10 protein-coding genes are annotated in these 11,737 nt (G+C 61.9%); 6 read left to right on the forward strand and 4 right to left on the reverse strand.

Going from position 1 to position 11,737, the window contains the following annotated elements:
* Nucleotides 1-51 precede the first annotated feature (51 nt).
* A complete protein-coding gene (locus CK227_RS20060; RefSeq protein WP_245317985.1) occupies nucleotides 52-915 on the forward strand; it encodes a dienelactone hydrolase family protein in 864 nt (287 codons plus the stop codon).
* A gap of 23 nt (nucleotides 916-938) precedes the next feature.
* On the opposite strand, the gene CK227_RS20065 is transcribed toward CK227_RS20060, so the two are convergent.
* The 3 genes from CK227_RS20065 to CK227_RS20075 form a co-directional block, all read right to left on the reverse strand.
* Nucleotides 939-1,571: a LysE family translocator gene (locus tag CK227_RS20065; protein WP_095770550.1), complete on the reverse strand. Its 633-nt coding sequence runs from the start codon at nucleotides 1,569-1,571 to the stop codon at nucleotides 939-941.
* A gap of 208 nt (nucleotides 1,572-1,779) precedes the next feature.
* A complete protein-coding gene (locus CK227_RS20070; RefSeq protein ID WP_179296317.1) occupies nucleotides 1,780-3,765 on the reverse strand; it encodes a TadE/TadG family type IV pilus assembly protein in 1,986 nt (661 codons plus the stop codon).
* Nucleotides 3,766-3,953: 188 nt separating this feature from the next.
* On the reverse strand, nucleotides 3,954-5,873 hold the full coding sequence (locus tag CK227_RS20075) for a TadE/TadG family type IV pilus assembly protein (protein WP_095770549.1): 1,920 nt from the start codon (nucleotides 5,871-5,873) through the stop codon (nucleotides 3,954-3,956).
* Between the two features lie 296 nt (nucleotides 5,874-6,169).
* Between CK227_RS20075 and CK227_RS20080 the strand changes: the two genes are divergently transcribed.
* Entirely contained in the window at nucleotides 6,170-7,030 is an 861-nt protein-coding gene (locus CK227_RS20080; RefSeq protein WP_095770548.1) for a TIGR01459 family HAD-type hydrolase, read from the forward strand.
* Nucleotides 7,031-7,036: 6 nt separating this feature from the next.
* Nucleotides 7,037-8,017 (forward strand): bifunctional riboflavin kinase/FAD synthetase, encoded by a 981-nt coding sequence (locus CK227_RS20085; protein ID WP_095770912.1) that lies wholly within the window; start codon nucleotides 7,037-7,039, stop codon nucleotides 8,015-8,017.
* Between the two features lie 79 nt (nucleotides 8,018-8,096).
* Here CK227_RS20085 and CK227_RS20090 read toward each other — a convergent pair whose 3' ends face one another.
* Complete coding sequence (locus tag CK227_RS20090; RefSeq protein ID WP_095770547.1) at nucleotides 8,097-8,651, reverse strand: HdeD family acid-resistance protein; 555 nt, start codon at nucleotides 8,649-8,651, stop codon at nucleotides 8,097-8,099.
* A 142-nt stretch (nucleotides 8,652-8,793) separates the two neighbouring features.
* Here CK227_RS20090 and CK227_RS20095 point away from each other — a divergent pair, with 142 nt between their 5' ends.
* The 3 genes from CK227_RS20095 (at nucleotide 8,794) to CK227_RS20105 (ending at nucleotide 11,520) form a co-directional block, all read left to right on the forward strand.
* Nucleotides 8,794-10,344 carry an acid phosphatase gene (locus tag CK227_RS20095; protein WP_245317983.1) on the forward strand — a complete coding sequence of 517 codons (1,551 nt, stop codon included), beginning with the start codon at nucleotides 8,794-8,796 and terminating at the stop codon, nucleotides 10,342-10,344.
* Nucleotides 10,345-10,367: 23 nt separating this feature from the next.
* On the forward strand, nucleotides 10,368-10,580 hold the full coding sequence (locus CK227_RS20100) for a hypothetical protein (RefSeq protein ID WP_095770545.1): 213 nt from the start codon (nucleotides 10,368-10,370) through the stop codon (nucleotides 10,578-10,580).
* A 130-nt stretch (nucleotides 10,581-10,710) separates the two neighbouring features.
* Nucleotides 10,711-11,520, forward strand: a complete 810-nt coding sequence (locus CK227_RS20105) for a MipA/OmpV family protein (RefSeq protein ID WP_095770544.1) — start codon at nucleotides 10,711-10,713, stop codon at nucleotides 11,518-11,520.
* The last annotated feature ends 217 nt before the right edge of the window (nucleotides 11,521-11,737 follow it).

An 11,737-nucleotide genomic window follows, 5' to 3' on the forward strand; every position in this document is an offset into this window, starting at 1 on the left:
CTGTAACGTCGGCCAAGGGCGTCGCTGGCACCCAATGGCCGGAGTCTGCCGATGGCACGCAAGATGCTGGGGCTTGTGAAAAGAATCGTTTGGCTGGCCTGCTTCGGCATCGCAGGGCACAACGCCGCGCATGCGGATGCCAGCCAGATGGTGCAATTTGAAAGTGCCGCGATAACGCCAACGCCTTTTCAGGTGCGCAATGCCCAGGCAAGCGGCAAGGTCCTGGAAGCTGTTCCCGGCACGCCGCTTAGGGGGTATTTGACGCAACCTCAGGGTAATGGACCGTTTCCTGCGATAGTACTTCTCCACGGCTGCGCGGGTGTGCTCTCGAATGACAGGCAAACTTGGCCTGACCGACTGTCCTCCTGGGGTTACGTCGTACTCGTTGTCGACAGTTTCAGCACGCGCGGCATTCACGAGACGTGTGATCGCGGCGTGCTTGCTGATCGTCTCTACGATGCCTACGGGGCCGAGGAGTTCCTGTCGAAATACAGTTTTGTCGATCCGCGGCGTTTAGCCTTGCTGGGATTCTCCGCTGGCGGGATAGCAACGCTCGAGGCCGTGCAACTTGGTGGCGCCGAGCGGCTGGCGGAACGCAAATTCAAGGCGGCGATTGCCTACTATCCAAATTGTTCCGTAGCAAATGGCGACATGGCGGTCCCGACCTTGATTCTGGCCGGTGAGCTTGACGATTCCAGCCCCGCCGAGAAGTGCCGAGAGATGATGGCTCGGCGCAACGGCAAGGGAAGCCCGGTCCTTCTGAACGTCTACGAGGGGGCTCGCCATGCATTTGATGCCCCGGAGTTCAAGGTCGGAACCGAGGCCTACGGCCATCGGGTGGAGTACAACGCGGCCGCGGCCGATCGATCCATAAACGACGTTCGTGCTTTTTTGAAAAAAGCCTTCAGCGGCTAGGAACGAGGCCCGGCGCCTGGATATCAGCGCTGTGCGTCGGTCGCCATCTTCAACGCCAGCGCCGTCAGCACGCCTCCCATCATCCAACGCTGGATGACCAGCCACAATGGCCGTCCGGCAAGGAAGGTGGCGATCGAACCGGCCGTCACCGCGATGATGGCATTGACGGTCAGGCTGATTGAGATCTGCGTCGCGCCCAGAACCAATAGCTGCGACAGCACATGGCCTTTGCCGATGCTGATGAATTGCGGCAGCAGCGACAGATAGAGAACGGCCACCTTGGGGTTGAGCAGATTGGTCATCAGCCCCATGGCGAACAGCTTGCGCGGCCGGTCTTTCGGCAGATCGCGCACCTGGGACGGGGAACGTCCGCCCGGCTTCACCGCTTGCCAGGCAAGCCACAGGAGATAGAGCACGCCGGCAAAGCGCAGCGCGTCGTAGGCATAGGGCACGGCGAGCAGCAGCGCGGTGATGCCGAACGCCGCCGACAGCACATAGAACAGGAAACCGACCGCGACCCCGCCAAGCGAGATCAGTCCAGCCTTCGGCCCTTGCGACAGCGAGCGCGAGATCAGGTAGATCATGTTCGGGCCCGGCGTCAGCACCATGCCGAGGCAGACCAGCGCGAAGGCGATATGGTTGGCGGTATCCGGCATTGTTCGTCCCCAAGCACGCCCGCGATCGATGTGCCATCCCGCGAGCAGCCAATATCTGCCTGTCACGGCAGGCGCCCGCAAGGGCTTGCCGGCATCAGGCGTTACGCCAGAGAAGCGGTTGCTGCATGTCGTTTCAAGTGCCTCCGGTTTCGGGACAACGACATGCATGAAGAAGGACCCAAAGCGCGCCGTTTCGGCGCGGCGCGCCTTAGCCGACCACCCGCAGGTTCGACAGTTCGTTGCCGATTTCCTTGAAGTCGTTCGACAGGCTGGCGCCGGTCGCATTCCAGAACAGCTTCGCCGGTTTGCTCGGATCCGTCGGGTCCTTGCGGAAGCGCGAGTCCGACGAGCAGGATTTCAGCGCATCGATCGCCAGCTTGTCGCTGGCCTTGGTCGTCGACAGGTCGAGCGCTACCGTCATCACCATGATGTTGGCCGCCTTGGCGTTGTTGCAAAGCGTTGCCATCTGCTCGTTGAGCGCATTGGTGTAGTTGCCGTTCGAATAGTCGAACTGACCGATGGCGCCCGACGTGCCCATGAACATGCGGCCGACCGAGGTGCCGTTGTAGCCGGGGTTGAGATAGCCGTAGGACGCATAGGTCGATTTCGAGTCGGCGGGGTCCGAATAGCCAAGCGAGGACGGCGTGTAGTAGGTGTTGGCGCCGTCGGTCAGCACGATCACCACCTTGTCATTGCCTTTTTCCGTTTCCTGGCGCCCTTGCGTGAACGGTTCGCCGCTTGAGACCACCCGCCAGCCCCACGCCATGCCCTCGGGAACATTGGTGCCGCCATTCGGCTGCATCAGGTCGATAGCCGCCTTGATCGCGGTGGCCCCATCGGCGACGCTCACATCGGTCAGTGGTGTGATCGGATTGGTGGTGCAGCTGTAGTTCGGGCCGTTGCCGGCGGGCAGCGCCGGCGCATCGATCGGCCGCGGCTGGAAATATTTGGCCATGTTTCGCAGCCGCGCTTGACCGGTGCTGCTCGTAGGATCGTCGTTCCACCAGCTGTTCACCGAGCCGTAGGTCACCGGGGCGGCCTCGTCGGGATCCTGCGTGAGCTTCCAGTGGTTGCCGGGTTCGTCTGGAGCGAACATCGGCACGAACATCGTTGCCGGATCGCCGACACCTATGCCTGTGTTGGCCGAGCCGCCGGACGGCGAAGCGTCGTTGACATTGTAGGGATAGGGCCGGGCCTCCACGCAGCCTTGCCAGCTGGCGAACGGACCGTAGGAATCGATGTAGTCATATTCGTCGTGGCTGCGTTTGCAGGTGTTGTTCGAATTGTACTCGTCGCAAACCACCCGCTTGCTGTTGACGACACGCTCGTGGTTGGTGACGACCTTCATGTCCCGGTAGAGTGAAAACCGGGTCAGCATCTGCCCTTCCTCGCTGCCCCAGCCGGTGCCACGTTTGTACCAGATGCCGTTGGTCTGCTGGGCATATTTGTTGGCCGCGTTCAGGGTCGACCAGTCGAAATTCTCGTTCGACACCGGCGACAGGCCCTCCGTGTCCATCCACGAGGCGTTGCCATTGGCGGGGCCGACATTGACCGAAGCGGCAAAGGGCACGAGTCCGAACTGCACCGGTTTGTCGACCTGCTTGATCATGACCGCCTGTTGGGCCAGCGTGTCGACCAGTTGTTTGGCCGCGGTCTTGAGAAGGTCGATGCGCTTTTGCCCCGAGCCCGTGCCGAGCGTGGTCATCGATCCGGAATTGTCGAGCACCAGGGCAACTTCCAGCGTGTTCTTCAGCCTGACCTGAGAGGTGACGCTGAAGTTGATCTTCTGGTTCGCATCGGTTGCCGATTTGCCGACGAGCTGGGCGAAGGCAGGATAGAAATAGGGCTTGTAGGCCAGCTGCGCCGTCATAGTGAGCAGGCCGCCGCCGCTGGTGTTGCTGGGCAAGGTGACGTTGAGCGTCGCGCTGGCCGGATCGATATCGTTCAGATTGGCATTGAAGAAGTCGAGCGCATAGGCTCTCAGCTGGTCATCGGTCGCGCCTTCCGTCAGCCGGCGCGCCGTAGCGAAGTTGGCGGCGTCGAGCGCATTCGTCACCATCTGCTTTTCGCGGTTCATTTCCGTGAAGTCGACCGCGATCGCCAGGCCACCCATCAGCGGCACCATCGCCACAACAGTCATAAGAGCATAGTTGCCGCGCCTGTCGCGGCGGAACTGACGCCAAAGTTCATGCATGACTTGCAGCGGCCCCCGCCTGCGGATTCTCGATTGACGCCAGCTTTTCACAAAACGCTGAAGGACGGATTTGGGAAACCGCTCTATTGCTTGGTCGGCGCTTCACCAACCGCTAACCAATGCAGGCCTGCGGCCCCGATCCGATCTAAGGCGAACGCCCATCGGGGAGGGCGTTCGCGGCCTGGCGATCAGCTGACGATGCGCAGGTTGGACAGTTCGTTGCCGATCGCCTTGAAATCGTCGGAGAGTGTCGCTCCGGTCGAATTCCAGAACAGTTTCATCGGCTTGCTCGGATCGGTCGGATCCTTGCTGAAGCGGGAATCCGACGAACAGGCCTTCAGCGCATCCATCTGTGTTTTTTCCGCCGTATTGGTAGAATCCAGGTCGAGCGCGATCGTCATGACCATGACGCCAGCTGTCTTTGCGTTGTTGCAAAGCGTGGTGAAATGCTCGTTCATCGCCTTGCTGTAGTTCGAATTGGAATAGTCTGTCTTGCTTATGCTGCTGCTGGTACCGAGGAACAGCCGGCCATATGTGTAACCGCTGCTGAAAGGCAAGATATAGCCGAGCGACGAATAGATCGCTTTGCTGCCCGCCAGGTCGTTGCCGCCATAGGCCCAATTGGTTCCTGAGTAGGTCTGGGCCGTCACCGAAGTTGGTGTGTAATAGGTGTTCGCACCATCGGTTAGGACGATCAGAACCTTGTCGTTGCCTCGTTCCGTCTCGGGCCGCCCATCGGTGAAGGGAGCGGTGCTGGAAAGGGTTCGCCAGCCCCAGGCCATGCCTTCCGGCACATTGGTGGCGCCGTCGGCGGCCATGGCGTCCACAGCCGCCTTCACCGACGTCGCGCCGGCTGTCGTGGAAACATCGGTCAGCGGCGTGATCGCCGTGGTGCTGCAGCTCGTATTGGGGCCGGCATCCATGCCATAGGCCGGCGTAACCGTGTTGCCCGGAGAGGCGAAATATTTCGGCATGTAGCGCTGACGTTCCGCGCTGGTGCTGTTGCCGGGCGTGGTGTCGGTACGCCAATTGTTGTTGGCGGGACGGCTGCTGGTGTCGGTGAGGTCGGTTTCATCAGGTGCGAACATCGGCACGAACAGGGTTGCGGGCGTTCCGGTCGAAGCTGGCGTATCCTGGATATTGTAGGGGTAGGGACGGGACTCGACGCAACCGCCCCAGTTGGCGACGGTGTCATAGGTATATGTCGCGTTCGAAGCGCAACTGCCGTCCCAGTTCTTCGAACTGCACGCCGAAACCCGTTTCATCTGCTTGTAGAGCGAAAACCGTGTCAACGGCAGGTCTTTCTGGGTTGCGTCCCAACCATTGCCTTTCGCATACCAGACGCCGGCGATGTTCTGGGCATATTTGGTGGACGAATAGGAAGAGCTCATGGTCGTCCAGTCGAAATTCTCATGATGGATCGGCGAGATGCCGGTCGTGTCCATCCATGCCGCCGAGGCATTGCCCGAGCCGACATTGACCGAGGCGGCGAAGGGAACCAGGCTGAACTGGACCGGTTTGGTAACCTGCTTCATCATCTGCGCCTGGCCGGCCAACTGGTCGACCAGCTGCTTCGCGGCACTCTTGAGGAGGTCGAACCGCACCTTGTTGGACCCGTGGCCGAGTTCCGTCATCGAGCCGGAATTGTCGAGCACCAGCGATACTTCCAGCGTATTCTTCAGGCGGACTTCCGAGCAGGCATCGAAGCTGATGTCGCTGTTGGCGGCGCTTCCGCCTATCAGCATTTTTGCCGTTGGCAGGAAGTAGGGCTTGTAGGTCAAGGTGCTACAGAGCTTCAAGGTGCCGCCGCCGGTATTATTGTTGGGCAGCGTCACGGCCAGCATGGTGTTGGCCGGATCGACATGTGCGAGATTGGCTTCGAAGAAATTCTTGGCGTAGGCCTTGGCATCGGCATCGCTGGCGCCGGCAACGATCTGCTGGGCAGTGGCGACGCCGGCAGCGTCCAGCGCGTTCAAGGTGGTTTGTCGCTGCCGCGTCATTTCCGTATAGTCGACGCCGATTGCCAGGCCACCCATGAGCGGTACCATGGCGACGACGGTCATGAGCGCGTAATTGCCACGCTGATCGCTTCCGAATCTCCGGATCATTGCTTCAAAATTCCCCCGCCAAATCGATAATCGGTGGGGATCGTGTCATAAATCGTTAAATTTCACGTTGCCGTAATACCTGCAAGGTCGAGCCGCCCTTTCAACGCGCGTTAACCAAACGCTGCCCAGTGGTGGCTCGGGCGCCAACAGATAGCGCCGTTTGCGCGCATAGGGGCGCCTTCGCGTCGATCTCCAGGTGAAAGCTGGTGACAGCGTGGATCGGTTCGGATAATTCGAAACCGCTGCGGCGAACCGTCGGCCGCGGCACTCGCAACGCTCATATTGAAGGAAACGGCATGGCGGATTCGCCTGACATCGTCGGCTCGCTCGAAGACGTCTCCAAAGCCTATTCGGCAATTCTTTGCGATGTCTGGGGCGTGGTGCACAATGGCGAATGGCATTTCCCGGCTGCTGTGGTGGCGCTGGCCAGGGCAAGGGCAGCCGGCATCCCCGTTGTTCTCATCACCAATTCGCCCCGCCGCAGCGCCGATGTCGTGGCCCAGATGAGTGTGATCGGCGTTCCGCCGTCAGCTTACGACCGTGTGGTGACCTCGGGCGACGTGACCCGCGACCTGATCGCGGAAGGCCCACGCAAGATCTTCCATATCGGCGCCGACCGTGATCTGACCCTCTATGACGGCCTCGATGTCGACCTCGTCGAGGAATTCGAGGCCGCCGGTGTCGTATGCACCGGGCTGTTCGATGACGAGGTCGAGAAGCCTCAGGATTATATCGACCTTCTGCGGCGATTGCGTGCCAGGAACCTGCCATTCATCTGCGCCAATCCCGATATCATGGTGGAGCGCGGCGAACGCATCATCTGGTGCGCCGGCGCGCTGGCGCGCGACTATGCCCAGCTCGGCGGCCGTACGCTGATTGCGGGAAAGCCCTATGCGCCGATCTACGACCTTGCGATGAAGGAGGTGGCCGAGGTGCTTGGCCGGCCGGTCGAGCGTTCTCGGGTATTGGCCATCGGCGACGGGATGATGACCGATGTGAAGGGCGCGGCCGACAATGGTTTCGACGTTCTCTATGTCTCCGGCGGCATCCATGCCCGCGACTACGGCAATGCATCCCGGCCGGATCCGGCCAAGCTCGGGCTCGTTCTGGAGCGGCACGGCTATCGTCCGGTGGCCGTCATGGTCAGACTGCAGTAGGTGGCGATGGTAGGCTTCCAGCATCTCACCGCGACCGCGCCGCTGCCCGCCGATCTGCGTGGCGGCGTTGTCGCGATCGGCAATTTCGATGGCGTCCACCGTGGTCATCAAGCGGTGCTCGAACGGGCGTTGGCCGAGGCTCTGCGGCGTGATGTGCCGGCCTTGGTGCTCAGCTTCGAACCGCACCCGCGAAAGGTGTTCAGGCCCGACATGCCGCTGTTCGTGCTGACGCCGCCGCCGATGAAGGCGCGGCTCTTGTCCTTGCTGGGTTTTGCCGCGCTCGTCGAGCAGCCGTTCACGCGCGACTTCGCTTCGCTGTCGGCGGAAGCTTTCGTCACCGACGTGCTGGAGAGGACGCTCGGCATCACCCACGCCGTGACTGGTTTCGATTTCCATTTCGGCAAGGACCGCCAGGGCGGACCGGCCTATCTGATGGCAGCCGGCGAACGCCATGGCTTTGGCGTCACGCTGGTCGACGCTTTTCGCGACGAGGGCGCCGAGGTGGTTTCGTCGAGCCGGATCCGGGCCCTGCTCTGCGAGGGCGAGGTAGTCGAGGCCGCCGGTCTGCTCGGCTATCGCTTCACGGTCGAGGCCGAAGTGATCGGCGGGCAGCAACTCGGCCGCACACTGGGCTTTCCCACCGCCAATATGAGGCTTTCACCGGAAGCGACCCTGAAGGAAGGGATTTATGCCGTCCGCTTCCGCCGCGCCGACGGCACGCTGCATGACGGCGTCGCCAGCTTCGGCCGCCGCCCGACCGTCGACGACAATGGCGCACCGCTTCTGGAAACCTTCGTCTTCGATTTTTCCGGCGATCTCTACGGCGAGACCTGCGAGGTCTCATTCTTCGGCTTCCTGCGCAGCGAGATCAAATTCGACGGCCTCGATGCATTGGTGGTGCAGATGAAGCGCGATGAAGCCGAGGCCCGGGCGCTGCTTGCCGGCGTCAAGCCGCTTTCACAGCTCGACGCGGCCATTGCGTTCTAAGGCATGATCCCGAAAAGCGGATACCGGTTTTATCGGACAAACGGTTTCCGCTTGCCCAGAGATCATGCTCGGCAAGACTCTACTTTTTCAGCGCCAGGCCGACCGCGATGAAGGTCCAGCCCTGGAAGATCAGGTCGATCGCCAGGAACAGTCCGAGCACCCACAGGCTGTTGACCGGCCAACCCATGGCGATGATCAGGCCGGCAAGCACGCTGATGAGGCCTGCCGCGACGATCCAGCCCCAACCCTGTTCCGGACGGTGGCTGTAGCCGACCCAGGCTCGCAGCGCGCCGGAGGCGACGAGCGCGACGGCCAGCAGGAAGGTCAGCACCGCCGAGGCCAGCAGCGGATTGTCGAAGGCGAAAAATCCGGCGACCGCGTAAAGCAGCCCGCTGAGCAGCCAGTAGAAGAAGCGGCTCCAGGTCTTGACCCCGAAAGCATGCATGATCTCGATGATGCCGGCCACCAGCATCAGCCAGCCGACGACATAGACGGAAGCCACGGTGGCGATGAACAGATTGCCGAAAGCAATGCCGCCGAGGATCAGCAGCACCACGCCCAGGCCGACAAACCATCCCCATTTTTCCCGCGTCTGGCCGATCGCTTTCTTCAGAGTATCGCCGTGCAAGGTCATGATACATCTCCCTCCACATCTGGCCGCGCATCCTGCGGTTGAAGGAAGGTAATCCCAATGGCACTACCCGTCCAGCGCGGTGGCTATTGCAAACGCGCGGCGAAGCTGGTGTCATCCCGCTTTGCCTCAGGGAGGTGTGACAATGAAGCGATCCCATGGGCTCGCCCTGTTTTCCTCAACTCTCGCCCTGTTCGCTGCCAATGCGGCTTCCGCATTCGCAGCGCAGCCCGGCGATCCGCCGGATGGCATCACCAAGATAGAAACGGTGGTCGTCATCTTCGCCGAGAACCGCGCCTTCGACAATCTCTATGGCCATTTTCCCGGTGCCGAAGGCATCGACAAAGCCAGCCAGGAAAGCTTGCAGCAGCGCGACCGTGACGGCTCGGTGCTGTCCGAACTGCCGCCGGTGTGGGACGGGCTGACCGCCAAGGGCGTCACGCCGCCGGTGACGCAGGCGATGACCGAGCACCTTCCAAACGCGCCGTTCACCGTGAACGACGCGAAGGGTTTCAACGTGCCGCTCAGCGTCACAACGCACGATCTCTGGCATCGCTACTACCAGAACCAGATGCAGATCAACGGCGGCAAGAACGACATGTTCGTTGCCTGGGCCGATTCAGGCGCCATGCCGATGAGCAACTGGGACGCTTCCAAGACCGACATGTGGGCGGTCGCGCAGAAATACGTGCTGGCCGATCATTTCTTCATGGGTGGGTTCGGCGGCTCGTTTTTCAACCACCAATGGCTGATCTGCGCTTGCGCGCCTTACTACGCCGATGCCGACAAGAGCCCGGCCAAACCGTCGATTTCGGTGACGGATGAGAGCGGCACAGCCCTGAAGATCGCCGACAATTCGCCGAAATCGGCGCGCGACGGCATTCCGAAATTTGTCTCCGATGGCAATCTGACGCCGGACTTCCACGCAGTGAACACGATGCAGCCGCCTTACCAACCAAGCGGCAACGATCCGACGCCTGGCGGCGATCCGCTCCTCGCGGATCCGGCCAAGCCCACCACGCTGCCGCCCCAGACGGAGCCGACCATCGGCGACATGCTTAGCCTCAAGCACATCACCTGGGCATGGTATTCGGGCGCCTGGCAGTACACGCTCGACCACGGCAACAACTCGCCGGTTCCGAATTTCCAGTATCACCACCAACCGTTCAACTATTATGCCAATTACGCGCCGGGCACCGAAGCCAGGCGCCAACATTTGCGCGACGGTGGGCTGGGCGGCGTTAGCTTCATCCAGGCGATTGACGACGGCGCCCTGCCACAGGTCTCCTTCTACAAGCCGCAGGGCAATCTCAACGAGCATTCCGGCTATGCCGACATCGAGGCTGGAGATCGCCATGTCGCCGACGTCGTCGCCCATCTGGAGAAAAGCCCGCAATGGCCGCATATGCTGGTCGTCGTCACCTATGACGAGAATGGCGGCATCTGGGATCACGTCCCTCCGCCCAAGGGCGACCGCTGGGGGCCGGGCACACGCGTCCCCGCCATCATCGTTTCGCCCTTCGCCAAGCACGGCTATGTCGATCAGACGCCCTATGATACGACTTCGATCCTGCGCTTCATCACCGAGCGCTTCGAACTGCCGGTGCTGCACGGCATCGTGGTTCGCGACCGGGCCGTCGCCGCGCATGGCGAACCGCCGCTCGGCGATCTTACCGCCGGGCTCGACCTCAATTGAAGGCCCGTGTCCGTAGGAAAACGATGAACGCTGACGGGATCGTCGCCCTTGTCACCGCTGCCGGCATCGAGCTTACCGACCGCCGCCGTAACGCCAAGGGCGACGGCTGGTCGCTAAGCTTTGCCAACGGTGCAACGGTGGAGGTGGGTGACGACGGATCGGCGCGCATTGCCGGCAAGGGCAGCAAGGCCGTGAGAGGGCTGCTGGACCTGCCGACCGCGCCGCGCCGCGCCTGATCCGGCGCGGCCGGACACTAAGTTGGCCGACTCAACTGTTACCGATGTTAAGTCAAATTTTACCGAACTGGCGCCATGGCTTGAGCGATGCCGGGTGTTTGTTCCGGCGTGTTTCGCGTATGGGGTATCGATGCGTATTGTCCGGGCGATTCCGCTGCTTCTGACCGCCTCCTTGCTGGGCGCTTCCGCGGCCGAGGCCGGCGACGGCCCTTTCGGCTGGCTGTCCGGCGACTGGTACCTGACGGTTGGCGCCACGGGCATGGTCGCGCCGAATTTCGAGGGCGGCAAGAAATACATGCTCAGCGCCCAGCCCATCATCTCCCTGGGCAAGGCCGGTCCCCAGGCTCGCTTCACCTCGCGCAACGACAATATTTCGCTGGCGCTGGTCGATGATGGCGGCGTTCGCGCCGGCCTGACCGGCAAGTTCCTGTTCTCGCGCGATGACAGCGATGCCGACGAGCTCAAGGGTCTCGATCCGGTGCGCTGGGGCGGCGAAGTCGGCGGCTTCTTCGAATTCTATCCGACGGACTGGATGCGCGCGCGCGCCGAATTGCGCCACGGCATCCGTGCCCATAACGGCTTTGTCGCCGATATCGCCGCCGACGCTTTCTACGATGTGACGCCAACCGTCAGGATTTCGGGCGGCCCGCGCGTGTCCTTTGCTTCGGCGAACTATTTCGACGCCTACTATGGCGTCAATGCGCAGGAGGCGGTGGCCTCCGGCCTGAGCCAGTACAATCCCGGTGGCGGACTGAAATCCGTCGGCCTCGGCGGCGCGGTGACCTGGAAGGTGACCGATCCGATGACCGCCAGCCTGTTCGGCGAATATTCGCGCCTGGAGGGGCCGGCAGCCGATTCCAGCCTGGTCAGGGAGCGCGGCGACCGCAACCAGTTCATGGTCGGTGTGTCGACCACCTATCGCTTCGACTTCAAGATGTAGGCGAATTGAACGAGACGCTTTATTCCTGCGTCCATCTCCGCTAAAAGCCACGCCATGATGAGCTTTTCGCGCCTTTTCGCGATCGCGATACGAATTACTGGCCCGGTGTTCCGGGTGGCCTGAGCGCCGCCGGAACCGCCGGGAGTTTCGCGCGCGCCCTCGCGCTTTTTCAGAACATCGACGCATATCGCCCAAAGGTGGGATCCGGTTTTGGGAA

It is taken from the genome of Mesorhizobium sp. WSM4308, from assembly GCF_002294905.1.
Taxonomy (GTDB): Bacteria; Pseudomonadota; Alphaproteobacteria; order Rhizobiales; family Rhizobiaceae; genus Mesorhizobium.

What these genes read in the sequence shown, in the direction of transcription:
- CK227_RS20060 (WP_245317985.1), top strand. Translation starts at nt 52, where the DNA reads ATGGCACGCAAGATGCTGGGGCTTGTGAAAAGAATCGTTTGGCTGGCC.
- CK227_RS20065 (WP_095770550.1), bottom strand. Translation starts at nt 1,571, where the DNA reads ATGCCGGATACCGCCAACCATATCGCCTTCGCGCTGGTCTGCCTCGGC.
- CK227_RS20070 (WP_179296317.1), bottom strand. Translation starts at nt 3,765, where the DNA reads ATGCATGAACTTTGGCGTCAGTTCCGCCGCGACAGGCGCGGCAACTAT.
- CK227_RS20075 (WP_095770549.1), bottom strand. Translation starts at nt 5,873, where the DNA reads ATGATCCGGAGATTCGGAAGCGATCAGCGTGGCAATTACGCGCTCATG.
- CK227_RS20080 (WP_095770548.1), top strand. Translation starts at nt 6,170, where the DNA reads ATGGCGGATTCGCCTGACATCGTCGGCTCGCTCGAAGACGTCTCCAAA.
- CK227_RS20085 (WP_095770912.1), top strand. Translation starts at nt 7,037, where the DNA reads ATGGTAGGCTTCCAGCATCTCACCGCGACCGCGCCGCTGCCCGCCGAT.
- CK227_RS20090 (WP_095770547.1), bottom strand. Translation starts at nt 8,651, where the DNA reads ATGACCTTGCACGGCGATACTCTGAAGAAAGCGATCGGCCAGACGCGG.
- CK227_RS20095 (WP_245317983.1), top strand. Translation starts at nt 8,794, where the DNA reads ATGAAGCGATCCCATGGGCTCGCCCTGTTTTCCTCAACTCTCGCCCTG.
- CK227_RS20100 (WP_095770545.1), top strand. Translation starts at nt 10,368, where the DNA reads ATGAACGCTGACGGGATCGTCGCCCTTGTCACCGCTGCCGGCATCGAG.
- CK227_RS20105 (WP_095770544.1), top strand. Translation starts at nt 10,711, where the DNA reads ATGCGTATTGTCCGGGCGATTCCGCTGCTTCTGACCGCCTCCTTGCTG.